Origin of the sequence: Brevibacterium sp. NPDC049920 (assembly GCF_040656435.1) — a bacterium.
Lineage (GTDB): Bacteria > Actinomycetota > Actinomycetes > Actinomycetales > Brevibacteriaceae > Brevibacterium > Brevibacterium pityocampae.
The window spans coordinates 157368-180133 of sequence record NZ_JBFAMF010000008.1 but is presented as its reverse complement, the minus strand read 5'-3'; the positions used below and the strand labels follow the sequence as shown (position 1 = coordinate 180133).

The 22766-nt window shown below is 70.8% G+C and carries 24 protein-coding genes; 14 read left to right on the top strand and 10 right to left on the bottom strand.

Annotated elements, in window-relative coordinates:
• Positions 1-144 (top strand): transposase (locus AB0I45_RS10295; protein WP_360318107.1); only part of this gene is annotated, 144 nt, incomplete at its 5' end.
• A gap of 75 nt (positions 145-219) precedes the next feature.
• On the opposite strand, the gene AB0I45_RS10290 is transcribed toward AB0I45_RS10295, so the two are convergent.
• The 3 genes from AB0I45_RS10290 to AB0I45_RS10280 all read right to left on the bottom strand — a co-directional run bounded on the left by AB0I45_RS10290 (position 220) and on the right by AB0I45_RS10280 (position 2536).
• Positions 220-756 carry a DCC1-like thiol-disulfide oxidoreductase family protein gene (locus AB0I45_RS10290; RefSeq protein ID WP_175406812.1) on the bottom strand — a complete coding sequence of 179 codons (537 nt, stop codon included), beginning with the start codon at positions 754-756 and terminating at the stop codon, positions 220-222.
• Positions 757-830: 74 nt separating this feature from the next.
• Positions 831-1355, bottom strand: a complete 525-nt coding sequence (locus AB0I45_RS10285; protein ID WP_345030481.1) for a hypothetical protein — start codon at positions 1353-1355, stop codon at positions 831-833.
• Positions 1356-1873: 518 nt separating this feature from the next.
• A complete protein-coding gene (locus tag AB0I45_RS10280) occupies positions 1874-2536 on the bottom strand; it encodes a CPBP family intramembrane glutamic endopeptidase (RefSeq protein WP_295690248.1) in 663 nt (220 codons plus the stop codon).
• A gap of 72 nt (positions 2537-2608) precedes the next feature.
• Here AB0I45_RS10280 and AB0I45_RS10275 point away from each other — a divergent pair, with 72 nt between their 5' ends.
• The 7 genes from AB0I45_RS10275 to AB0I45_RS10245 all read left to right on the top strand — a co-directional run bounded on the left by AB0I45_RS10275 (position 2609) and on the right by AB0I45_RS10245 (position 8992).
• The gene (locus tag AB0I45_RS10275) at positions 2609-3715 is read left to right on the top strand and encodes an NAD(P)H-binding protein (protein ID WP_345030486.1); all 1107 of its coding nucleotides are present in this window, start codon (positions 2609-2611) and stop codon (positions 3713-3715) included.
• 216 nt (positions 3716-3931) lie between these two features.
• Positions 3932-4579, top strand: coding sequence for a MarR family transcriptional regulator (locus AB0I45_RS10270; protein ID WP_345030489.1), 648 nt, complete (start codon positions 3932-3934; stop codon positions 4577-4579).
• Positions 4576-5496: a phytoene/squalene synthase family protein gene (locus AB0I45_RS10265; protein ID WP_345030492.1), complete on the top strand. Its 921-nt coding sequence runs from the start codon at positions 4576-4578 to the stop codon at positions 5494-5496. Before AB0I45_RS10270 ends, AB0I45_RS10265 begins: the two co-directional genes overlap by 4 nt.
• Entirely contained in the window at positions 5493-7124 is a 1632-nt protein-coding gene (gene crtI / locus AB0I45_RS10260) for a phytoene desaturase family protein (protein ID WP_345030495.1), read from the top strand. The genes AB0I45_RS10265 and crtI overlap by 4 nt, the downstream gene beginning before the upstream one ends.
• Positions 7124-7606: a lycopene cyclase domain-containing protein gene (locus tag AB0I45_RS10255; RefSeq protein WP_276087625.1), complete on the top strand. Its 483-nt coding sequence runs from the start codon at positions 7124-7126 to the stop codon at positions 7604-7606. Before crtI ends, AB0I45_RS10255 begins: the two co-directional genes overlap by 1 nt.
• Positions 7603-8067, top strand: coding sequence for a lycopene cyclase domain-containing protein (locus tag AB0I45_RS10250; RefSeq protein WP_345030500.1), 465 nt, complete (start codon positions 7603-7605; stop codon positions 8065-8067). Before AB0I45_RS10255 ends, AB0I45_RS10250 begins: the two co-directional genes overlap by 4 nt.
• 10 nt (positions 8068-8077) lie before the next feature.
• Complete coding sequence (locus AB0I45_RS10245; RefSeq protein ID WP_360318091.1) at positions 8078-8992, top strand: prenyltransferase; 915 nt, start codon at positions 8078-8080, stop codon at positions 8990-8992.
• Positions 8993-9193: 201 nt separating this feature from the next.
• Here the strand turns inward: AB0I45_RS10245 and AB0I45_RS10240 are convergent, their stop codons facing one another.
• A complete protein-coding gene (locus tag AB0I45_RS10240) occupies positions 9194-10969 on the bottom strand; it encodes an HNH endonuclease signature motif containing protein (RefSeq protein WP_345030504.1) in 1776 nt (591 codons plus the stop codon).
• Between the two features lie 681 nt (positions 10970-11650).
• Here AB0I45_RS10240 and AB0I45_RS10235 point away from each other — a divergent pair.
• From AB0I45_RS10235 to AB0I45_RS10220, 4 genes are all read left to right on the top strand, one after another.
• Positions 11651-12793, top strand: a complete 1143-nt coding sequence (locus AB0I45_RS10235; protein WP_345030506.1) for an ATP-binding protein — start codon at positions 11651-11653, stop codon at positions 12791-12793.
• Positions 12794-12964: 171 nt separating this feature from the next.
• Entirely contained in the window at positions 12965-13612 is a 648-nt protein-coding gene (locus AB0I45_RS10230; RefSeq protein WP_345030508.1) for a DinB family protein, read from the top strand.
• A gap of 57 nt (positions 13613-13669) precedes the next feature.
• The gene (locus AB0I45_RS10225) at positions 13670-14791 is read left to right on the top strand and encodes an asparaginase domain-containing protein (protein ID WP_345030510.1); all 1122 of its coding nucleotides are present in this window, start codon (positions 13670-13672) and stop codon (positions 14789-14791) included.
• A 238-nt stretch (positions 14792-15029) separates the two neighbouring features.
• Positions 15030-15185, top strand: a complete 156-nt coding sequence (locus AB0I45_RS10220) for a hypothetical protein (RefSeq protein ID WP_295690239.1) — start codon at positions 15030-15032, stop codon at positions 15183-15185.
• A gap of 223 nt (positions 15186-15408) precedes the next feature.
• Here the strand turns inward: AB0I45_RS10220 and AB0I45_RS10215 are convergent, their stop codons facing one another.
• Positions 15409-16428: an NADP-dependent oxidoreductase gene (locus AB0I45_RS10215; RefSeq protein ID WP_295690237.1), complete on the bottom strand. Its 1020-nt coding sequence runs from the start codon at positions 16426-16428 to the stop codon at positions 15409-15411.
• Positions 16429-16630: 202 nt separating this feature from the next.
• Positions 16631-17545 (bottom strand): DUF402 domain-containing protein, encoded by a 915-nt coding sequence (locus AB0I45_RS10210; RefSeq protein WP_345030513.1) that lies wholly within the window; start codon positions 17543-17545, stop codon positions 16631-16633.
• A gap of 112 nt (positions 17546-17657) precedes the next feature.
• Between AB0I45_RS10210 and AB0I45_RS10205 the strand changes: the two genes are divergently transcribed.
• Positions 17658-18566 carry an amidohydrolase family protein gene (locus AB0I45_RS10205; RefSeq protein ID WP_295690235.1) on the top strand — a complete coding sequence of 303 codons (909 nt, stop codon included), beginning with the start codon at positions 17658-17660 and terminating at the stop codon, positions 18564-18566.
• Positions 18567-18835: 269 nt separating this feature from the next.
• Positions 18836-19255 (top strand): cupin domain-containing protein, encoded by a 420-nt coding sequence (locus tag AB0I45_RS10200; RefSeq protein ID WP_295690234.1) that lies wholly within the window; start codon positions 18836-18838, stop codon positions 19253-19255.
• Between the two features lie 67 nt (positions 19256-19322).
• Here AB0I45_RS10200 and AB0I45_RS10195 read toward each other — a convergent pair whose 3' ends face one another.
• The 4 genes from AB0I45_RS10195 to aqpZ all read right to left on the bottom strand — a co-directional run bounded on the left by AB0I45_RS10195 (position 19323) and on the right by aqpZ (position 22725).
• The gene (locus AB0I45_RS10195; RefSeq protein ID WP_295690232.1) at positions 19323-20147 is read right to left on the bottom strand and encodes an enoyl-CoA hydratase-related protein; all 825 of its coding nucleotides are present in this window, start codon (positions 20145-20147) and stop codon (positions 19323-19325) included.
• Between the two features lie 73 nt (positions 20148-20220).
• Positions 20221-20745: an isopentenyl-diphosphate Delta-isomerase gene (gene idi / locus AB0I45_RS10190; RefSeq protein ID WP_137318273.1), complete on the bottom strand. Its 525-nt coding sequence runs from the start codon at positions 20743-20745 to the stop codon at positions 20221-20223.
• 180 nt (positions 20746-20925) lie between these two features.
• The gene (locus AB0I45_RS10185; protein ID WP_360318082.1) at positions 20926-21672 is read right to left on the bottom strand and encodes an endo alpha-1,4 polygalactosaminidase; all 747 of its coding nucleotides are present in this window, start codon (positions 21670-21672) and stop codon (positions 20926-20928) included.
• Positions 21673-21942: 270 nt separating this feature from the next.
• Positions 21943-22725, bottom strand: coding sequence for an aquaporin Z (aqpZ, locus tag AB0I45_RS10180; RefSeq protein ID WP_295690228.1), 783 nt, complete (start codon positions 22723-22725; stop codon positions 21943-21945).
• Positions 22726-22766: the final 41 nt, after the last annotated feature.

The window sequence follows — 22766 nt, the reverse complement described above, 5'->3', positions numbered from 1 at the left end:
AACGTCATCGAGCGCGGCTACAGCCGCCTGAAGCAGTGGCGGGCCCTGGCCACCCGCTACGACAAACTCGCCATCGTCTACCGCGCAGCAGTCGTGCTCAATGCGGCTATTGCGTGGCTACACCATTTATCGGACACGCCCTAGCGGAATCCCGCCTGCACGAGGGTCTTCTTCGGAACGAGGATCATCATCGGGCAGGGCATCGTCGGATGATGATCCTCAGCGGCAATTCCCCGTGTGCGCTTCGCACCACGGGGTCGTGCCCGGGAAGCGGGCGCGGTTGCGCGCGACCCACTGATAGGCGCGATCGAGCAGCTGTTCGACGCCGGGGGTCCGGGCCACCCGCTCGAGCGGGCCGCGCCTCCCGGCTCTATCGACACGGTCGTCCGGGCCGGGCCCGAGGGGCCCACCGGATCCGTGCCGCGCACGGGATTCGAGGCGCGCACCGGGCCCGAGGCCCGTTCGGGATCCGAAGCCCGCTCTGGATCCGATGAGTGTGTCGAGGATCGCGGCGACGGCCTGCGCACCTCCGGCCCGCTCGCCTCCGGGGCCGATGGCCCACAGCTGGTACTCCGCCTGCGCGCGGGTGACGCCCCAGCGCTCCCGCACCCCGGGCACCTGGTGTGCGAGGAACGTGATCCGTCCGTGGGTGTCGCGTGCCTCGACGGCATTCACGCAGCGGGTGCAGAACCCGCAGTGGCCGTCGAAGAGCACGGTGAGCGCAGCGGGCCGAACGCTGCGATCCGCGCGATCCACGGCAGATCGATCCGCTGCGGGCCGGGCCGCTGCAGACCGATCCTCGGAGGACTCCACCTCCGCACCACTCGCGGTCATCGCACTCCGGACTTCTTCATCCGTTTCGCTCCGACGATCCAGAGGATGATGCCGATGATGAGGATGAGTCCGCCGGCCACGGCCGCCATCGAGCCGCCGACGACTCCGAGCACCCCGCCGGCGATTGCGCCGCCGGACACGCTGGGCGCGACGAGCACCTCGGGGTTCGAGCAGGTGAGCTCATAGGTGCCGGCCTCGGTGGTCGTGAAGCCGCCGTTCGACTGATACTGGGCGCCCTCGTGGGTGAAGTTCGTGGTCATCGGGTTCTCGATCGGGTGCACCTCGGCCTGGCCGGGCGGGTACACGGTGCACACCGCCGGCGCCGCGCCGTCGGGCACATAGAGGTAGAGGTCCTCGTCCGCCTCGGCGGTCACGGTGCCGCTGGACACGATGGTCGTCATCCGGTCCTCGCTCGGCACCGCGTTGCCGAACCCGATCACGCCGGTGACGATCGCCGCGATGATGCCGACGACGGTGATCGCGAGGCCGGTCCAGGTCAGCCCCTGCCCCCAACGCTTCATCTTCCGGCCCGGCTGCGGGCCGTAGCCGTGTCCGGGGGCACCGGAGTGGTTCGCTCCCGGGCTGCCGGCACCGGGTCTGGGAGGCGGTGCATCCTGCCCACCCTGCGGCGGAGCGCTCTGAGGCGGAACACCCTGGGGCGGCCCTCCGGCGGACGACCCACCGAACTGCGGCCCTCCGAACTGTGGATCGGACGGTTGCTGGTTGGGAGGCGGGGGAATGCTCATGTCACCTTCTCGGTCTCGCGGGCCTGGTGGGATTGCACTCCGCTCATTCTCTCCCGCCTCGACGGAGGTGTCACACACATGCGGCACGAATGGCGGCAAACCCGAGGGGAGCGGCGGGTTATCCCGAATGCACCGCATCTCCCCTCGTCACCGGCCTGCACCTCGCCTCGGGCGGATGACGAAGACGACCGAACGCTGTGCCCGGACGAACGCACTCGGAGAAGCGCCGACGGACGAGCACCGCACCCGGGTGCGCACCGCGCCGGGCTGGCACCGCGCCCGGACCGACACCGTCAGACGAGCACGGAGAGCACGGTGAGAGTGACCGTCGTCCACACGACATGGGCGGTCACCGCCGCCACCACCCGACCGGTCCAGGCGCGCAGCCACGCGAAGGGCACGCCGAGCACCACGGTGGCGACGACGAGGGCGGGGTTGATCGTGGCGCAGGTGATGATCGCGTAGATCACCGTCGACCACAGGACGGGGCGACGGCGGAACAGGGCGAACACTCCCCCGCGGAAGGCGAGCTCCTCCGTGGCCCCGACGAGCAGCGCGGTGATGAAGACCGGAGTGAAGTTCTCGGCGCGGATCGGACCGAGGACGCCGACGATGAGGTCCGCGGTCCAGGGCAGGAGCGAGAGCACCCATGCGCCGATGATGCTCACGATGCCGACGGCGAAGCCGCCCAGTGCACCGAGCCCGATCGCGCGGCCGAGCGAGGCCCGTTCCGCGGAAGTGCGCCCGTCGCGGACCGCGAGCCCGGCGATGTACACCGCGACCCAACAGGCGGCGAGCACGAACGAGAACTGGAAGAAGAGCGCGGTGTCGTACCCGACGACGAACGTGCCGTAGAGGAACCCTGCGCCGATGAGCAGGCACAGGGCGATGACCGCGACGGCCGCCCACGGCGGGCGGCGGTCGACGGGGGCCTCCGGGTGCTGCGCGTGCGCCACACCGTCGATACTAGGGGAAGCACCCCGGCGGGATTCATCCCCGCGCCCGTCACACCAGCGAACAGGAGCCCCATGCGCGTCTTCGTCTCCGGAGCCACCGGCTACCTCGGCTCCCGGCTCGTCCCCGCCCTGCTGGCCGCCGGGCACGAAGTGACCGCCGGGGCCCGCACCCCGGAGCGGCTCGCGGAGTTTCCGTGGGCGCACCTGGTGCGCGCGGCCGAGTTCGATGTGCTCCGCCCGGACACCATGCCCGCGGCACTGACCGGGTGCGATGCGGCGGTGTACCTCGTCCACTCCATGGCCGACCGCGACTTCGCGCGGATCGACGCCACGGCCGCAACAGAGTTCGCCCGGGCGGCCGAGGCAGCCGGGGTGGGCCAGATCGTGTACCAGTCGGGGCTCGTCCCGGCCGACCGCCCGCAGGTGCGCACCGACCTGCGCACCGGGGCGAGCGCGCGGACCGAGACCCGGCACTCCGAGCACGTGCGCTCGCGCCTCGAGGTCGAGGAGATCCTGCTCGCGGGTGCGGTCCCGGCGCTGTCGCTGCGGGCGGCGATCATCGTCGGCGCCGGGTCGACGAGCTTCGAGCTCGTCCGGCGCCTCACCGAGCGCCTGCCGGCGATCCCGGTCCCCGGCTGGATGCACCACTGGGTGCAGCCGATCGCCGTCGTGGACGTGCTGCGGGCGCTGGCATGGGCGATCGGGTCGACGCGCACCGGGTTCATCGACATCGGCGGGCCCGATGTCATGACCTACCCCGACTTCATCCGGCTCTACGCCTCGGTCGCGGGCCTCCACCGGCCGCACGTGCCTGCCGGCCCGGTGCCCGCCGAGGCGGTGGGCCCGGCCGTCGCCCGCATCACCGGCCTGCCCGCCCCGGTCGTCACCGCGCTCGCGCACAGCGTCGCCGAGGACATGATCTGCACCCACCCGGGCGCCGACGACTGGTTCTCCGATGCTCCGCGGCTCGACACCGCCTCGGCGATCCGCCGCGCGCTCAGCCCCACCCGCACCGGCACCACCCCCGGCGGCGACCCCCAGACCGGCGCCGACACCGACCCGCGCTGGGCCGGCGGGAACGTGGAGATCGACGGCGCCACCCGGTTCCGCAGCACCTTCGGGCACGTGCTCCCCCTCGATCGCGCGCGCCCCGGGCGCCTGCGATTCCCGCGGCATTAGGTCCGGCAGACGCACGGCGAGGCGGGTGAGACGGAGGCGGGTGAGACGGAGGCGTCTGCGCGGCCATTAGTTCCACGGTGCAACAACATCACTGATTTCAAGTAGTCAGAACCGCACGGAAACATCTACCGTGGAACCATGACCCCTGAGGATCACTCGGTCGATCACACTGCCGATCCGGCTCGCGCTCCGATAGGCGATCCCGCTTCCGAACCCGTGGTCGAACACCTGCCGGACGACACCGCCGCGGCAGGCGCCCCTGCCGACAGTCGCAGCCCGCACCGGCACGAGACCGGGTTCTCCTCGCTGTTCCTGCTCCAGAAGTTCACCGTCGAATCGGAGCGCTACTTCGAGACGGTCCGCCGCACCGAGCATATGGGCCACACCGATGTGCACGCGGTCAACGCCGTCATCGAAGCCGACCGGCGCGGCTATCCGATCACTCCGACGGACCTGCGCCGGCGCCTCGTGCTGTCCGGGCCGGCGACCTCGGCAGTCATCGACCGGCTCGTGCGCAACGGACACCTCACCCGCCACCGCTCCGATGCGGATCAGCGGGCGGTCAACCTCCACGCCACGGAGAAGGCCCGGCAGCAGGGCGCGGACATGTTCGCCCCGCTCGTCGAGCACATGATGCGCGTCATGCGCGGGGTGCACCCCGACGACATCGAGATGTTCGACGCCCTCATCGTCATGCTCACCCGCGCCGTCCAGCACGCACAGGAGGAGGTCGCCGCCGGCCAGGCCGAGCGCGGCCCCGCGGCACCGGATGCGGCAGACACCTCGGCGACCGACGAGGCCGACACCACGATCCCGGACGAAGCCGGACCCTCGGCTCCGGACGCGGACGGCGGTCCCGCATGACCCCGCGCCCCGCCGACCTCTACACCGCCACCGCCCAGCGGGCCGCCCACCAGGTGCTCACTCGCTATTCGACCTCGTTCTCGCTCGCGGTGCGCACCCTGCCGCCCCCGGTCCGCGCCCACATCACGAGCATCTACGGCATGGTCCGGGTCGCCGACGAGATCGTCGACGGCGCCTGGGACACCGCCGACCCGGCCGAGGCGCGCGCCGAGCTCGATCGGTTCGAGCACCGGATCGAGGCCGCGGTCGCACAGGGATTCTCCTCCGACCTCATCGCGCACGCCTTCGCCCGCGCTGCCCGCGACACCGGGATCGGCCCGGACCTGTGGCGGCCGTTCTTCGCCTCGATGCGCTCCGACACCGAGCACGACGGCCACGACGAGGACGGTCTGGCGACCTACGTGCACGGCTCCGCCGAGGTGGTCGGCGAGATGTGCGTGCACGGTTTCTTCGACGGCGCGCCGCTTCCCGCGAGCCGCGAGCACGAGATCACCGAGGGGGCGCGCGCCCTGGGGGCGGCGTTCCAGAAGATCAACTTCCTGCGCGACCTCGGGGAGGACGCCGCGCTCGACCGCGCCTACTTCCCCGGGGTGGACCCCCGCTCCCTCACCGAGGAGCAGAAGACCGCGATCGTCGCCGACATCACCGGCGACCTCGACCTCGCCGCCGCGCGCATCCCGCACCTGCCGCGCGGGGTCCGGCCGGCGGTGTGGACCGCGCACGGGATCTTCGACGAGCTCACCCGGATCATCGCGCGCACTCCGGCGCACCGCGTGAGCACCACGCGGATCCGGGTGTCGAATCCGCGTAAGCTCGCACTGGCCGCGGCCGCCGCCGCCGGCCGACCGCGCTCAGGCAATCGCGTCGGCCGTTCACCACGCACCCGGACATGCGTCCGGACCCGAGGAGTCGCATGACCCGCACCGCGCAGTCCTCCGCCGCGCAGTCCTCTACCGCGTCGCCCTCCACTGCCCGGACCGAGGTGCCCCGCACCGTCGTCATCGGAGCGGGGATCGCGGGCCTCGCCACCGCCGCTCTACTCGCCCGCGACGGCCACGCGGTCACCGTGCTCGAGCGCAACTCCTGGCTGGGCGGCCGCGCCGGCATCCATCGCGAGTCGAGCTTCACCTTCGACACCGGGCCCAGCTGGTACCTCATGCCCGAGGTGTTCGACCACTTCTTCCGGCTGTGCGGCACCTCGAGCGCCGAGCAGCTCGACCTCGTCCCGCTCGATCCCGGCTACCGGGTTTTCGCCGAGGACGGGCTCACCGTCGACGTGCCCTACGGCCGCGACCGGGTGAGGGAGCTGTTCGAATCGCTCGAACCCGGCAGCGGAGAGCGCCTCGACACCTATCTCGACTCCGCATCCGATGCCTACGACCTGGCGCTGCGCCACTTCCTCTACAGCACCTTCCGATCGCCGGCCGCGCTCGCCGACCCCGCGATCCTCACGCGGCTCGGACCGCTGGCCGGCATGCTCACCGGCTCGCTCGCCGATCGCATCGACGCCACCGTGACCCACCCGCTGCTGCGGCAGATCCTCGGCTACCCCGCGGTGTTCCTCGCGATGTACCCGGAGCGGGCGCCCGGCATCTACCACCTCATGAGCCGCCTCGACCTCATCGACGGGGTGCAGTATCCGCGCGGCGGCATGCACACGATCATCGACGCGATCGAGCGGCAGGCCCGCGCCGCCGGGGTGGAGATCCGGACCGGGGCCGAGGTGGTCGCCCTCCCGGCCGCACCGGCCGGCCGGCGCGGCACCATCACCGAGGTCGTCGCCCGCACCGAGTCCGGCCTCGAGGTGTTCGAGTGCGACCATGTCGTCGCCGCCTGCGACCTCCACCACCTCGAGACCCGGCTCCTCGACCCGGCCTACCGCACCGCCGGGAAGCAGACGTGGGCGCACCGCGATCCGGGGATGGGCGGCGCGATCCTCATGCTCGGCGTCGACCGGCGCCTCGACCGGCTCGCCCACCACAATCTCTTCTTCACCGCCGACTGGGACGCGAACTTCGCCGCGGTGTTCGGCGAGGAGCGCTCCCTGCCCGACCCCGCCTCGGTCTACGTGTGCGCCCCTTCGCGCACGGACCCCGGTGTGGCCCCGGACGGGTGCGAGAACCTCTTCGTGCTCGTCCCCTGCCCTGCCGACCCGTCCCTGCGCGCCGGTCAGCCGGCCTTCGAGGCGTACTGCGACCGGATCATCGAGCAGATCGCCCGCTGGTCCGGCGAGGCGGACTTCGCCGAGAACCTCGACGAGCACATTCTCGTACGGCGGACGCTCGGGCCCGGGGACTACGTCGACGACTTCCACGCCTGGCAGGGCACCGTGCTCGGCCCGGCGAACACCCTGGCGCAGAGCGTGTTCCTGCGCGGCGGGCCGCGGCGGCCTGCCGGACTGCGTGCTTCGCGGCTCGACAATCTGCTCTACGCGGGGGCCTTCACCGCTCCCGGGGTCGGGCTGCCGATGTGCCTCATCAGCGCGGAGAACGTCGTCAAGGAGCTGCGCGGCGACACCTCAGGCGGCTGGTTGGAATCGCTGTGATGAGCTGGGCGTACCTCGCGTGCCTGCTGTTCAGCCTGGCCGGGATGACGATCCTCGACCTGCGGCACCGGCTGTTCTGGTTCGCCGATGCGCGACGTGCGGCGATCGTCCACGGCCTCGGGCTGGCGGCCTTCCTCGCGTGGGACGGCCTGGGGATCCTCACCGGGATCTTCCATCGGGGCGACAGCCCGTACATGACGGGGATCGACCTGGCTCCCGAGCTGCCGCTCGAGGAGCTGTTCTTCCTCGTGTTCCTGTGCTGGCTCACGATGAACCTCTACACCGGCGGGGCGCGGATCCTCCGAGCGCGTGCAGGCAGGGCGCGTGCGGGCATTGTTCGCCCGGGCAGGGCGCGTGCGGGCAGCGGTATCAGTCATGCCGGCCCCGGCCCCGCTGCCACGGAGCCGGCCGATCACAGCGGACGAGCAGCGCACCGGACGGGAACCGACGTCGACGGCGGACCGGCAGGTGAGCGGCCGTGACCTATACGCTCATCAACCTCGTGTTCCTCATGCCGACACTCGTGCTCGCGGTGGTCGGCTGGCGCTCCGGCAGGGTCTCCCGGTCCGCGCTGGCGCTCACGGCGATCGTGATGATCGCGCTCACCATCGTGTTCGACAACCTCATGATCCGCGTCGGGCTGTTCACCTATGCCGAGGACCTGATCTCCGGGATCATGATCGGTGCGATGCCGGTCGAGGATCTCGCCTACACGGTGTTCGCCGTCCTCGCTCTGCCGGCGCTGTGGGAGCTGCTGGGACGGCGACGCACCTCGGCAGTGAGGAGCGGGGCCGTGGGGAGCGATGCCGTGGGGAGCGCTGCCGTGCGTGTCGACACGGCACGGATTGACGAGGCACGGGTAGACGCGGCACCGAGCGATTCGGCCCAGCATGACCCGGCACAGCATGATCCGGTACTGCATGATTCGGCCCAGCATGATTAGGCCCAGCAGAATGTGGCCCATCAGAATTCGGCACGGCACGATCCGCAGTCGGACCGAGGAGGTGATCACCGTGCTCCGTGAGCTGTTCCTCGCCTCGCGCCCGATCTCGTGGGTGAACACAGCGTTCCCGTTCGGGGCGGCCTACCTGCTGGGAGGCGGCCGGGTCGACCTCGTGTTCGTGCTCGGCGTCGTGTTCTTCCTCGTGCCGTACAACCTCGCAATGTACGGCATCAATGACGTCTTCGATTACGAGTCGGATCTGCGGAATCCGCGCAAGGGCGGCGTCGAGGGGCACCTCGCCTCGCCCGAGCAGCACCGCCGGATCCTCATCGCGGCAGCGGTGGCGTGCGTCCCGTTCCTCATCGCGTTCGTCGTCCTCGGCACGGTGCTGTCCACTGCCGTGCTCGCACTGAGCATGTTCGCGGTGCTCGCGTACTCGGTCAGGGGTCTGCGCTTCAAGGAGATCCCGGTCCTCGATTCGCTCACCTCGTCCACTCACTTCTCCTCACCCGCGTGGTTCGCCCTCGCGCTCCTCGGCGATCCGGTGGGCCGGGACGGCTGGCTCGTGCTCGCCGCATTCTTCCTCTGGGGGATCGCGAGCCAGGCCTTCGGCGCTGTGCAGGACGTCGTGCCCGACCGCGAGGGAGGTCTCGCCTCGGTGGGGACCGTGCTCGGCGCACGGGCCACGGTGCGTCTGACGACATCCGTGTACCTGCTCGCCGGGGCCCTGCTCGTCTTCACCTCTTGGCCGGTGCCGCTCGCCGGACTGCTCGCGCTGCCCTACGCGGTGAACTCCGCCCGGTTCTGGTCGATCACCGACGACACCTCGGCCGAGGCGCACCGCGGCTGGTCGGTGTTCCTCTGGCTCAACTACGTCGTCGGCTTCTTCGTCACCATGCTCATGCTCTGGTTCGCACTGGGGTGAAGCTCCTCCGGGTGGAGTAGGGCGCAGCTCCTCCGGATGGAGGCTGGGGTGAATCTCCTCCGGGTCCAGTACGGCGAAGCGCTGCGAATGCAGGTGACGAGCGGAGCCCGCGGTCGCTCTCCGACGCGGAGGTCAGTGACGATTCCCGGTGACGATCCCGGGGTGTTGGAAAGTTGACCAGCTGATCTCGGAGTCGACGTTTCACGTAGTGCCGGCCTCGTCACCGCCCGTCGACCGATCGGTCCGATCGCGCGGCTGATGCGCTGCGAGCCGGGCGGCGTGCTCGGTGTGGATCGGGTTGCGCATCGGACGGGTGGTGATCGCGTCGGCGCAACTGGCTCGCCATACTGTGCCGGTCACATGGGTTCCGCAGTCTGCGTGGTAACCGGTCGATTGATCTGAGTCACCGGCGATACGGGGATCGCCGCCAGCATGGCACGCGCCGCCTGCACAAGGCTCACCGCCGACGAAGCCCTCCGTCTCCTCCTGGGATTCGACACTGATGATGCCGCGCGTCTTGCAGTCGTGGTGATGTTTGCACAGCGGGTGGAGATTCCGCGGCTCCGTCCGGCCACCGGCCTGAGGGTCGGCGTGGTCGAAGGGGATCAGATGGTCGATCTCGCAGTACTGAGCAGGCACGTCGCAGCCCGGTGCCGCACACGTGTGCCATTGCGATTCGGCTGTTCGCCGCAGAGCGTCCGGGATCGGGTACTTCTGCGCCGCGATCGGCAGGACGGTGCCGTCGACCGGATCGGTGAGAACCCGTTCGAGGTGCGGTGCGAGTGCCACGATGCTGCGGGCGATCTCCGCGGGAACGGGGCTCGTGCCGTGGAGCTCGCCGGGCATGTCCGCACCGCCGGATCTTACATCGAGCAGCGACATCGCGGGTACGGTGACGGTGACCGCGGCCTGGCGGCGCAGCCAATCGTCGTGGGTGGGGCAAGTGAGCGTGACGGTGTGGATGTATGCAGTCTCCGACTCCCCCAGGTCGGGGACCTCGCTGAGGCCGCTGAGCTTCCGCATTCTCCGCGTTCTCGACCCGGTGTGTCGGTGAGTCGGTGGAGGCGTATCGGGTGGTGGATCGTGTGCGCTGCCGGTGCGGGTGTCGGACCCTGCCGGTGCGGCCGTGGTGTCTTCACCGCCTGGATCCGGACTCTGCCGGACCACGGCTCCTGCGCCGGTGCCCGCAGGGCGCTCGGGACCGGGCTGGAAGCTGCTGTTCGGGGTCGCGGGGCCGTCGACCTCGGCGACGGTGACGTCGATCCGGCCGGTGGCGCGGGTGATGATGTCGAACATGAGCTCGTTGACCTTGCGCGGATCGACGATTGCCTGGCGGGAGCGATCGAGGCCGAACGCATCGGCGTGATTCAGGGTGATCGCCCGTGCCATCGCACGAGTGCGCTGATGGAGCGCGTCGAGCGCGGTCGTCGGACCGGTCAGCGTCAGGCGCGCGGTGCCGTCCCGCCAGCGCTCGATCTGCACCGTTCGATGCCGATTGCGGGCGTGCTCCAGGTTCTCGCGGCCGGCGATGAGCGCCGCCTGCCGATCGACGAGCACTCCCAGTCGGTGCGGGGTCAGATCGTGCGGTTGGGCACACGCGAACTCGTCGATCCTCCTGACATCCGTGAGCGACAGGTCGCGGGTCTTCTTCATCACGGTCCGCAGCTTCGTCCATGACGCCTCCCCGGTGAGCACTGCGTGCCTCAGACGTGGCAGCCCGTAGTACGCGAGCAGACTGTCGGCGGCCGCACTCGTCGCACGCGCCGTCGTCATCGACAGCCGGTGCGCCAGAGTGATGTCGAATCCCGCCCTCAGCGACTCCCGCGCCGCATATCTGAACGGGACGGCCGGTGGCACTCGCTCCGCAGCGAGATCGTCCTCGAGCTCGAACAGGGCACGGATCTCGTCCGCGCTGTGCATCGTGGCCAGATAACCGGTAGCGGCCTGGGCGAGTGCGACGAGTTCTTCGAGCGCCACGACATCCCGCTGACGCGCAGCGGCTCGCACCCGCTCATGGAGCCGCTCGAACCGGATCTCCTCCTCCGCGAGCATCGCAGTGCCGCGATCGACCGGTTCGCCCCGGGGACGTCCGGAAGCACGGGTACTCCCGGCGACAGGGAGACTCAGGTCAGAGGGGGACGCACCGACACCGCGTTCTGCATCCTCTGCCGAGAGCATGTTGTAGACGCCGAGGAGAGTCGAGGGCGCTGAGAAGCGCGCTGGGTCCGTGGAGACGGTGTATTCGGGGTCCGCTGGACCTGCACCTCCACCTGCGCCTGCCGCCGCACAGGCAGCGAAGATCTGCTCGTCCACCGTGGGTGCTCGCTTGGCCGACATTGCTCGGTTCCTCTCGCCGTGTTCTAATACTAATCGATCGAAGCAACGATTGGAACAGCTTGCGCTGAGAATGTTCGAATACTTTTTCACTCACTCACACTCCGCTCGTCGGCCGTTCGATTCCGAGCTCAGCAAGTCAAATCCAAACCGACTAAACACCTCCAAACCCACCCCGGGCGGCCCCGGCCCCCGCCCGGAGAGAAACCACCCTGCCGGCAACCACCCCTTCCACCTACCGCTCGACGCCTGGCCACGGTATTCTCAAGAATCTAAACAAATCCAAACCACCGCGACCGGACTGCGATCGGAGGACCACGGACGATGAGCGTCACCATCCCCCCGCCGCCCGTACCCGGTGCCTCCCCCTCGCCCTTCACCCCGACCTTCGGCGTCATCCCACCGGCCCTCGTGGGCCGGCAGGGCGAGGTCAACGACTTCGCCTACGCGCTCGACAGCGGCCCCGGCGCCACCGGCCGGGCCACGCTCATCACCGGCCAGCGCGGCGTCGGCAAGAGCGTCCTCCTCCACGTCTTCCACGAGGTCGCGGCGAGCCGCCAATGGATGACCGTCCATGCGCAGGCCTCGCCCGGGTTCTCCACGAGCCTGACCGAGGCGCGGCTGCCCGAGCTCCTCGCCCGCCTCGATGCCGCGGACACCGTCGAATCCTCCGTCGTCGGGTTCACCCTGCCGTTCGGTGCCGGCGGGCTCACCACCCGCACGGAGTCCACCAACCCCCTGACCCCTGACTTCCGCCACCACCTCATGCGAGCGCTCGAGATCCTCGCTGCCCACGGCACCGGCCTCGTCCTCACCCTCGACGAGGTGCACCGCTCGCAGCTCGACGAGCTCCGCCGCGTCACCGATGCGATCGCCTACGCCTTCAGTCAGGAGGCGCCGGTGGCGTTCGTCGCCGCCGGCCTGCCGCAGACGATCACGAGCCTCGTCGACGACGAGGTCTCCACCTACCTCCGGCGGGCCGAGCGGGTGACGCTCGGCAACCTCAGCCCGGAGAACACCCGGATCGCGCTCGAGGCGCCGATCACGCAGGCCGGCAAGACGATCACGCGCGAAGCCCTCGAGCTGGCGATCGGGGCGAGCGGGCACTATCCGTTCCTCATCCAGCTCATCGGCGACCACGCGTGGAGAGCCACCGGCGACGAGGACGTCATCACCGTCGAGCACGTCGAGGAGTCGGTGGCCCGGGCGCGCACGGCCATGCACCGGCAGATCCACGAGCCGACCGTCGAAGGACTCACCGACCAGGAGCGCAGCTACGTCCTCGCGATGGCCGCCGACGACGACCGCTCCCGGACCGCCGAGGTCGCCCGCCGGATGGGCGTGACGGCGAAGTACGGCAGCGTCTACCGGGCCCGCCTCATCACCCGCGGCGTCATCGAGCCCGCCGGCCGCGGATGGGTCCGCTTCACCATGCCCTACACCCGCGAATACCTGCTCACCCGCTGACCGGGTACACGGAATCGTCGATCGCGATCGGCTGCCGAACCGAGATGTCCGCCGGTCCTGCAGCAGCCCTCGATTCCTCAACAGGTATCGTCGGCCGCAGCAGGATTCGTCGGCAATCGGGCCGGCGAGGCGTCATCGGGCCGGACCGGCCCCGCGCAGGAAGGACCCGCCGTGGCCGACCCCACACCGCAGACCCCGGATCCTCTGCAGACCCCGGATTCCCCGCAGACCCCCGAACCCCCGCACGCCCCTGTCGCCCCGCAGCACACCCGTGGCGATCTGCCGCCGCACGTGCGGACGCTCGTCGGCTTCACCCTGGTCAAGCTCGACGAGATCATCGATGCGGTAGGTGCCCTCGACGACGCCACCGCCAACGCTGTTCCGCCCGCGCCCGGCGCGAACTCCCCCTTCGTCCTGCTCACCCACTGCCTGGGGATGATGCGGCGCTGGTCGTCGACGGTCAACCTCGGCATCCGGGTCCCCCGCGACCGGGAGGCGGAGTTCAGCGCCATCGGCCGGGTCGCCGATCTCCTCGTATCCGCCGCCGAGGTGCGGGCCGCCTTCCTCGCCGACCTCACCGCCACCGACTGGAACAGCCCACCGGTCGCCCCGGCGACCGGGTACGGACCGTGGTCGCAGTCGACGTTCGGAGTCCTGCTCCATGTGTTCGAGGAACTGTGCCAGCACCTCGGGCACCTCGAGATCACCCTCGACCTCCTCCGGGCAGCCGAGCTCCGGGCGGACGACCACTGCGCCCCCGACCACCGGGCCCCCGATCACCGGGCAGGCGACCTCCGGGCAGGGAACGACCCCGCCTGAATGCTCGGCGCCCCCGCCCGCTTCCTCCACCCCGACCCGACTCCCGCGAGGACTCCCATGCGCACTCTCCACGTCATCGCCCTGGGCGGCACCATCGCCTCGAGCACATCACCGGCTCCGACCGACAGCGCCGACAGCACGGGCCGTACCGGCCCTACCAGCAGCACCGATCGCACCGACAGCACCGGACCCACTGCGCCGGCCCGCGGGGTCGCACCGACGGTGACGGCCGAGGAGATCACGGCCGCCGCCCGCCTCGACACCTTGCCCGGCGGCGCCCCGCAGGTCAGCGCGGAGCAGCTCGCGCAGGTGGGGTCGGGGAGCATCGACTTCGGCATCCTGTTCAGCACTGTGCTCGCCGCGCGACGTGCGGCCGCGCGCGGCGTCGACGGCATCGTGCTCACGCAGGGCACGGATACGCTCGAGGACTCCGCGTTCGCGCTCTCGCTCCTCAACGACTCCGGCATCCCGATCGTCCTCACCGGCGCCATGCGCAATCCCACGCTCCCCGGGGCGGACGGCCCGGCCAATGTCCGCGCGGCCGCGCTCACCGCGCTCGTCCCGGAGGCCGCCGGGCTGCGCGCCGCGCTCGTATTCGCCGACGAGGTGCACGACCCGCTGTTCGTCCGCAAGGCGCATACGAGCCATGTCTCGCCGTTCACCTCGGGCCCGGTCGTGGGAGCGCTCGGCTGGGTCGCCGAGGACCGCGTCCGGCTGCCGCACCTCCCTGCCCCGCGCACCCTGCCGGTCGGACTCGCGGTGCCCCGCGGTTCCGGGGCCGACGCCGCCCCAGATACCGCGCACGCCCCGAACCTCGACTTCCCTCGCGTGGCGCACATCGACGTCGGTTTCGACGACGGGCTCGAGTTCCTCGCGACGCTTCCCGAGGCCGGGTACTGGGGCGCAGTCCTCGCCGGAGTGGGCGGCGGTCACGTGGCCGCCCGCGCGGTGGAGGCCGTCGAGGCGCTGGCTGTGCGGATGCCGGTGGTCCTCGCCTCACGCACCGGGGCTGGGGCGACGCTCGAGGACACCTACGGCTACCCGGGTGCGGAGATCGACCTGCTGAGCCGCGGTCTGCTGCCGGCCGGCCTGCTCGATGCGCGGAAGGCGAGGATCGCACTCACCCTCGCGCTCGCCTGCGGGGTCGACCCCGCCGAAGTGCTCGCCGCCTTCCGCTGAGACATCAGTCCTGCGGGCGGTCGTCCCAGGCAGGCCGCTCAGGAGTGCGGCACGTCTCCACACCGACCAGCCGCGCCCCATGGAACCATCCGATTCCCGGAGGAAACAGATCGGTAGGCCGTACTGTTGTCGTAGTACGAACTGCGCCCGTCGCAGTGCGCGCTCTGCACATCGCAGTGCGCGCTCCGCGGTCTCCGCGGAGCGACCATCCACCGCCGCGCGCCAGAAGGGATCCGTCATGACCAAGGACAATCCGAACCGCTCGCCCTACGAGGGAGCAGGCCTCCTCATCGCGTTGGCGAGCACGCTCGTGGGTGCGGCGGTGACCGCACTCGTCGTCAAGGGCCGCCGCGACAAGGGCACCTCGCACATCGACGCCGACGACGAGAACTGACGCGCAGCACTCCCGAGCCCGGCACCACGTGCCCGACACCACCACGACAGCCCCACGAGGACGGCCCCACGGATATCCGTGGGGCCGCCGTCGTGTGTGCGGCTCGACCACCGAGGACGCGCTGCGCGCTCGTCAGGCGCAGGCCCGGACAGGCGCCTAGCCTGGCGCCCGGGCAAGTGCCCGGCCCGGCGCCCGGGCTCGGCTCAGCACGCGGGCCGGATGCTCACTCCCCGACCTGGATGATCGTCTTGCCGAAGTTCTTCCCTTCGAGCATGCCGACGAAGGTCTGCGGCGCGTTGTCAATGCCCTCGGTGATGTCCTCGCGGTACTTGACCTTGCCCTCGCGCACCCACTGGCCCATGTCGCGCAGGAAGTCGGAGAACATCGACTCGACGAACTCGGTCTGGATGAAGCCCCGCAGCAGCAGGCTCTTGGTGAGGATGTTGCGCATGAGGCCGGCGGACCGGTCCGGCCCGGCGGGCGCCTCGGTCGCGTTGTAGCCGGCGGCGAGCCCGCACACCGGCACGCGGGCGAAAGTGTTGAGCCGCGGCAGCACCGCGTCCCACACCGGTCCGCTGACGTTCTCGAAGTAAACGTCGATGCCCTGCGGCACCGCCTGCTTGAGCGCCCCGCGCAGGTCGTCGCCCCGGTGGTCGAGCGCGACGTCGAAGCCGAGCTCCTCGAGGTAGGCGACCTTCTCCGGCCCACCCGCGATGCCCACGGTGGTGCAGCCCTTGACCTTCGCGATCTGGCCCACGGCGGAGCCCACCGGACCGGTGGCGGCCGCGACCGCGACGGTCTCGCCGGCCTGCGGACGGCCGATCTCGAGGAGGCCGGAATACGCGGTGAAGCCCGGCATGCCGAGCACGCCGAGCGCGGTGGTGACCGGGGCGGCCTCGGGGTCGAGGAGGCGCAGGTGAGCAGCCGGCTCGACCGAGTACGACTGCCAGCCGCCGTAGGACAGCACGGTCTGACCGGCGGAGAACTCCGCGGAGTTCGACTCGACGACCTCGGACACCGTCGCACCGACGATGACGTCGCCGACCTCGACCGGCTTCGCATAGGACTTCGCATCGGACAGGCGCCCGCGCATGTAGGGATCGAGCGACAGGTAGCGGGTGCGGAGCAGCACCTCACCCTCGCCCGGGGATCCGATCGGGGCGTCGTCGTGGATGAAATCCTCCGGCTGCGGGACGCCCACGGGGCGGGAGGCGAGGCGGATTCGGCGGTTCGTCTCGGACATGCAAACTCCTTCGGCTGCTGTTCGACTGCGGATCGGCAGGTCTGCCGATCAGTGCGGGTGCGGATCAGCGGTGGTGCCGATCAGCACGGTGCCCGCGGCTGGGGAGCCCGCGGGCGAGGTCTCCGCACCAGTCTATGCTGACCGGTTCCACGTCGGCCACGGGTCCGCGCCCACACGGGTCCACGCGCACATGGATCCGTGGTCACATGGATCCGTGCTCACCGGCACCGCTCCCCACGGCATCCCGCACCGACGCTTCATTCCCCGAGGCGTCGTTCCCCGCCGCCGAGGCGCCCGCCGGCACCCAGGCCGCGACCGCCTCGGGCCCGGGGACGGGCCACGCGGGGTCCGGATCCCAGCGGGTCCACTCCTCGGCGAAGGCCCAGTGCCCGGCGGCGAACTCCGCGAGCGCGAGCTGCGCGTGGTCCTCGATGACCTGCGCGGTCTCCGGCGTCCACATGCCGTAGCGGACGGCGCCGGCGAGCTCATCGTCGTCCTTGCGGCGGACCGCACCGTCCGGGCCGATGAGGAGGTCGAGGATGTGGTCGCTCGTGAACAGGTCCGCGGCGCCGAGGCGCCGGTGGCGGTGCTCGAGATTGACGTACCAGCCGCGGAAGCCGCCGTCGGCGGTGCGGAACACCCAGACGGAGAACGGCATCCCGGCCGGCACGATCCGCAGCACTCCGCGTCCGTGCCAGTGCCGGAGGATCGGCACGCGGCCCGGCGCGCGGTCGACGGGCACGAAGCGCACCGCGTGGTCGACCTCGTGCGGGTTGAGCTCTTCGAATCCGCGCACCCGCAGGTCGGCCGTCGGGGTGCCGCCGGCGAGCCACAGCACCATGCCGCGCGGGTCGTCGCGGACGACGCGCATCGGCTGCACGACCTCCCCGCCCACCCGGTCGTAGTCGAGGCGGCGGAAGCGCCAGCGGACGAGGTCGCCCGGTGCGGCGAACGGCCCCTCGCCCACCGGCCGCGTGCCGGCGGGCAGAGTGATGGGGAACGGGTCGCGCGCGGCCGCCGGTGGACGGGCCGCCGGTGGGCGGGTTGCGGGTGAACGGGTTGCGGGTGGACGGGTTGCGGCGGGCGAGACGGGAGAAGCGGGAGCGGCGTCGGGCATGCGGCCATTGTCGCGCACCGACACCGGCACCGGCACCGGCACCGCGCCGGCGCCTCGGCGTCCCGGCACTGACACCGCGCTTCGGCGTCCCGGCACCCCTACAGTGGTGCCCATGACCACCGAACCCCGCGACGACGCGGACGTCCCCCGGTTCCTCGCCGAGCTCGGGGTCCCCGGGCTCGCCGACATCCACGTCCACTTCCTCCCCGAGAGGATGCTCACGAAGGTGTGGGACTACTTCGACCAGGCCGCGGACGGATACGGCCGGGCCTGGCCGATCACCTACCGGTACGACACCCCCACCCGCCTGCGGATCGTCCGCGAGCTCGGTCTCGCGCGGATCCCCGCCCTGACCTACCCGCACAAGCCGGGCATGGCACGCTGGCTCAATGCGTGGAACGCGGAGTTCGCCGACTCCGCACCGGACATCCTCCACTGCGCCACCCTCTACCCGGAACCCGGGGTCGGCGAGTACGTCGCCGAGGCGCTCGCGAGCGGCGCCCGGCTGTTCAAGGTCCACGTCCAGGTCGGGGCCTTCTCACCGGCCGACCCGCTCCTCGACCCCGCATGGGAGGCGCTCGCCGCCGCCCGGGTGCCGGTGGTCATCCATGCCGGATCCGCACCTCGGCCGGGGAAGCACACCGGTCCCGAGGCGGTCGCCCGGGTGCTCGCCGCCCATCCGGAGCTGCGCCTCGTCATCGCGCACATGGGGATGCCGGAGTACCACGCTTTCGCCGACCTCGCCGAGGCGTACGCAGGGGTCCACCTCGACACGACGATGTTCAACACGGACTTCACGAACGACGGGACGCCGTTCGACGCCGCCTACCGGGCGCGGCTGCCCGGGCTGCGGGAGCGGATCGTGCTCGGCTCGGACTTCCCCAACATCCCCTACCCGTATGCGCACCAGCTCCAGGCGCTGTGCCGGCTGGGAGGCTCGGACGAGGGGTTCGGCGACGACTGGCTGCGCGCGGTGCTGTGGGACAACGGCGCCCGGCTCATGGGGATCGACGGGACCTGAGAGTTCGAGCCGCTCGTCACCGGGGTCGGTCCAGTGCGATCCGACGCGGAGAACCGCACTGCCCCGCCCCCGGAGCAGCGGGTGACGACGCGGTCGGACCTGTGCGCTCAGGTCAGGCTCACCTTACTGAGATGAGCCTATTCTTACTGGTGAGGGGACTGGAGGCGGCCTAGAATCGAGTCATTCCTCCCCCACTGCGCAGGTTTCGGACCGCGCGGGGAGGAGCAGGGTCGACCGGGCAGATGTCCCGTCCCCGGAAAGGAACGATCATGACCGACCTCACCGATCACGGCCCCCGCCCCTACACCCTCGACATCGAGGAGGCCACGCGGGCCAATGACAATTTCCGATCCACGCTGTGGACCGGAGAGCACCTGCAGCTGACCGTCATGTCGATCGACGTCGGTGACGACATCGGACTCGAGGTCCATCCGGACAACGACCAGTTCCTGCGCCTCGAGCAGGGCCGCGGTCGGGTGACCATGGGCCCGTCCGAGACCGAGGTCACCTTCGAGGAGGAGGTCGCCGACGACTGGGCGATCTTCGTCCCCGCAGGGACCTGGCACAACGTCGTCAACATCGGCGCAGAGCCCATGAAGGTCTACGCGATCTACGGCCCGGCCGACCACGTGCGCGGAACCGTGCACGCGACCAAGCAGGACCAGGAGAACGATCCGAACGAGCACTGATCCGGACGAGCACTGATCCGGAGCCCGCCGCGCAGATCTGCCGGGCCGTCGCCCGGCGCTCGCAGGTTCAGCGGCGGCGGTATTGGGGTGCGCGCTTGGCGAGGAACGACTCGGTGGCCTCGGCGCGGTCCTCCGTCATCGCGGTGTAGATCTGCTGGCGGTTCTCGAACTCGACGGCGGCCTCGAAGGACGGGATCTCGAGGCTCTTCCACAGTCCTTCCTTGGTGAACTCGACCGAGATCGGGGCGTTGAGCATGATCTGCCGGGCGGTCTCGAGCGCCCTGTCCATGAGCGCTTCGGGCTCGACGACATCGGCGAGCAGCCCGAACTGCTGGGCCTCCGCCGGGGTGAAGCGCCGCCCGGTGAGCATGAGCTCCTGCGCGCGGCCGGCGCCGACGATCCGGGGCAGCAGCCAGGACAGGCCCATGTCGCAGGCGGAGAACCCGGCGCGGATGTAGCCGACGGCGAAGTTCGCTCCCGGCACCGCGTAGCGGATGTCCGAGGCGCACAGCATCGACAGGCCGACGCCGGCGGTGGCGCCGTTGACCGCGGCGATGACGGGCACCCGCAGCCCGCGGATCCGTGCGACGAGGTCGGCGATCTCCTTCTGGCGGGCCATCGCCCGCGGCACCGTGCCCTGCGCTTCGACGAGGCCATCATCGCCGTAGCCGGTGAGGTCGAGACCGGCGCAGAAAGCCCGCCCCTCCCCGGTGAGGACGAGAGTGCGGACGTCGAGGTCGGCGTCGACCTCCGCGAGGGCCTCCTTCGCCTCGGCGATGAACCCGATGTCGGCGGCGTTCATCCGCTCGGGGCGGCAGAAGGTGAGGCGGGCGATCCCGGGCTCGGGGCGGTCGAGGCGGACGGCGGTCACGGCGGCGGTGTCGGAATCCATGGCATCAGAGTAGCGATCCTGCGGCCGGGGCAGATGGTGCCGATCAGATTCCGGTCGGGTCGCAGCCGGCGTATCACTCGCCGCTGAGCTGGGCCCACTCCTCGGCGAGCCAGGGACTGAAGGCGAAGGGAGCGGCGGCGAGCGCGCGGCCGAGGTCGTCCGGGTCGATCCATGCGAACTCCGCGACCTCGTCGGCGCTCGGCCGCACCTCGCCGACGAGGCGGGCGGTGAACACCGGGCAGATCTCGTTCTCCACCACGCCCGAGGCGTCCACGGCCCGGTACCGGAAGTCCGGCAGCACCTCGGTGATGTCGGTGACCGCGCAGCCGAGCTCCTGCCGGGCCCGCCGTTCGATGGCCGCGGCGAAGGGCTCCTCGGGGCCGGGGTGCCCGCAGAACGAGTTCGTCCACACTCCGGGCCAGGTGCGCTTGCTCAGCGCGCGGCGCGTCATGAGGACCTCGCCGGCGTCGTTGTGGAGGAAGCACGAGAACGCGAGGTGGAGCGGGGTGTCGATGTCGTGGACCGTCGCCTTGGGCGCCGTGCCGGTCGGGGTGCCGTCGTCGGCGAGGAGGACGACGAGCTCTTGAGTGCCGGCCACGGTCGGACCTCCTGGAGTCGGGGCGGATTCCCGCGCTCGGCCCACGGCGCGATGCCGAGGGTGAGTCCGCAGGACGTCCTCCCACCCTAACGGAGGGGCCTGCGCGGAATCCTGCCTGCGAGGCCCCGCGCACGCCGTCCCCCGCAGAGGGTCCCCACGCTCGCTCCGCGCCGGAGCCCTTCACGCACAGCGTTCGATGGCACCCGACAGCGGGAGGTCGGAGCGGACGATGGTGAAGCCGGCCGGTGCGGCCGCGCACACGTCCGCGAGCCGCCCGACGTACTCGATGTCGAAGACCGCCTTCCCGGCCTCGGCGACGGGGGCGTACCAGTCGCATTCGCCCAGATCGAGGCACTGCTCGAGCACCGCGAAGTCGACGAGGTCGACGACCTCGGGCACGATCTCCCCGGCATTCTTGAGTCCGATCGCGAGCCCGTGCTCGTGGGCGATGTCCGCGATCGCCCGCATGTAGGCGACTGCGTCCTCCTCCGTGAGACCGAAGCCGGAATCGTTGCTGAACACGTCGATGCTGTCGGGGTCGATCGCGAGGAATCCCTTGTCCGCGCAGTTCTCGATCCGCCGCGACATGATCGGCAGCAGCACCTCGTGCCGGCGGATGTCGAGCCACCGCTCACCGGGCCACTCCTCATAGGGCTCCCCGATGACCTCGGCGGGGAAGTCCGGCGCATCGGCGCGCCAGTCCTCGACGGTCCCGATGCTCAGGTAGCAGATCGGATAGACGCCGCGGTCGCGCAGACCGCGCACGTCCGTCTCCGCGGTGTCGTCGCCGTCGAGGTCGTAGACGTCGACGGGGAGCCCGAAGTCGACCGCGCCCTCGTACTGGATGTGGAATCTCGCTCCCGGGGGAGGAACCGTGGCTCCGGGCGGCGCGCCCTCCACCCCGGGGGACGACGACGCCCCCGTCACCTCCCCGGTGGGGGACGTGACGGGGGCGGAGGACACCGAGGTGCCCGCGCCGGAACCGGAATCATCACCGGATCCGGGACCATCACCCGAGGCGCACCCCGCGGCGAGCACAATCACGGTTACGGCACCGGCGGCCCCTGCAGCCCGCAGGAGGCCTGTGCGCCTTCGAACGGTCATCGTGACACCGGTTCTGGCCCCGCAGGAGGCCTGTGCGCCTTCGAACGGTCATCGTGACACCGGTTCTGGTCCCGCAGGCCTGCCCGATCCGCCTCAGATGTCCCGGCGCTGAACCCGGTCGACCGGCTCCGGCCGCTCCTCGAGCACCTCGGAGGTGTTGGGGAACAGGAAGCCGTAGGTCAGGCCGGCGAGCGCGGCACCGGCGAGCGGGGCGAGGAAGAACACCCATACCTGTGCGAGCGCATCGCCGCCGGCGAACACCGCGACGCCGAACGAGCGGGCCGGGTTGACCGAGGTGTTCGACACCGGGATCGACACGAGGTGGATGAGAGTGAGGGTGAGGCCGATCGCGAGCGGTGCGAAGCCGGCCGGAGCGCGGTTGTCGGTGGCACCGAGGATGACGTAGAGGAAGATCGCGGTGAGCACGACCTCGCAGACGATCACCGCCGCGAGCGAGTAGCCGTTCGGCGAGAACTCGCCGTAGCCGTTGGTCGCGAAGCCGTTCTCCGCGATGGAGAACTCGGGGCGACCGGTGGCGATGAGGAGGAGGACGCCGCCGGCGACCACGCCGGCGACGAGCTGGGTGATCCAGTACGGCAGGGCATCGCGCCACGGCAGGCGGCCGGCGAGCGCGGCGCCGAGCGTGACGGCCGGGTTGAAGTGGCCGCCGGACACGTGACCCACGGCGTAGGCCATACCGACGACGGTGAGGCCGAACGCCAGGGCGACGCCGGCGAATCCGATGCCCATGTTCACGCCGTTGTCCGCGTCCATGACGGAGGCGGCGAAGATCGCCGATCCGCAGCCGCCGAACACGAGGACGAAGGTGCCGAGGAACTCGGCGGAGAGCTTGGAGACGAGCGAGGGGGAGGTCATGGTGCGGCCTTTCGGTGGGAGTGCCGGCCGGGAGGGCCATG

Excerpts from the sequence above, each read along its gene's own strand:
- crtI (WP_345030495.1), top strand. The coding sequence starts at position 5,493 with ATGACCCGCACCGCGCAGTCCTCCGCCGCGCAGTCCTCTACCGCGTCG.
- AB0I45_RS10255 (WP_276087625.1), top strand. The coding sequence starts at position 7,124 with ATGAGCTGGGCGTACCTCGCGTGCCTGCTGTTCAGCCTGGCCGGGATG.
- AB0I45_RS10235 (WP_345030506.1), top strand. The coding sequence starts at position 11,651 with ATGAGCGTCACCATCCCCCCGCCGCCCGTACCCGGTGCCTCCCCCTCG.
- AB0I45_RS10215 (WP_295690237.1), bottom strand. The coding sequence starts at position 16,428 with ATGTCCGAGACGAACCGCCGAATCCGCCTCGCCTCCCGCCCCGTGGGC.
- AB0I45_RS10225 (WP_345030510.1), top strand. The coding sequence starts at position 13,670 with ATGCGCACTCTCCACGTCATCGCCCTGGGCGGCACCATCGCCTCGAGC.
- AB0I45_RS10265 (WP_345030492.1), top strand. The coding sequence starts at position 4,576 with ATGACCCCGCGCCCCGCCGACCTCTACACCGCCACCGCCCAGCGGGCC.
- aqpZ (WP_295690228.1), bottom strand. The coding sequence starts at position 22,725 with ATGACCTCCCCCTCGCTCGTCTCCAAGCTCTCCGCCGAGTTCCTCGGC.
- AB0I45_RS10195 (WP_295690232.1), bottom strand. The coding sequence starts at position 20,147 with ATGGATTCCGACACCGCCGCCGTGACCGCCGTCCGCCTCGACCGCCCC.
- AB0I45_RS10200 (WP_295690234.1), top strand. The coding sequence starts at position 18,836 with ATGACCGACCTCACCGATCACGGCCCCCGCCCCTACACCCTCGACATC.
- AB0I45_RS10205 (WP_295690235.1), top strand. The coding sequence starts at position 17,658 with ATGACCACCGAACCCCGCGACGACGCGGACGTCCCCCGGTTCCTCGCC.
- AB0I45_RS10220 (WP_295690239.1), top strand. The coding sequence starts at position 15,030 with ATGACCAAGGACAATCCGAACCGCTCGCCCTACGAGGGAGCAGGCCTC.
- AB0I45_RS10275 (WP_345030486.1), top strand. The coding sequence starts at position 2,609 with ATGCGCGTCTTCGTCTCCGGAGCCACCGGCTACCTCGGCTCCCGGCTC.
- AB0I45_RS10285 (WP_345030481.1), bottom strand. The coding sequence starts at position 1,355 with ATGAAGCGTTGGGGGCAGGGGCTGACCTGGACCGGCCTCGCGATCACC.
- AB0I45_RS10210 (WP_345030513.1), bottom strand. The coding sequence starts at position 17,545 with ATGCCCGACGCCGCTCCCGCTTCTCCCGTCTCGCCCGCCGCAACCCGT.
- AB0I45_RS10245 (WP_360318091.1), top strand. The coding sequence starts at position 8,078 with ATGTGGCCCATCAGAATTCGGCACGGCACGATCCGCAGTCGGACCGAG.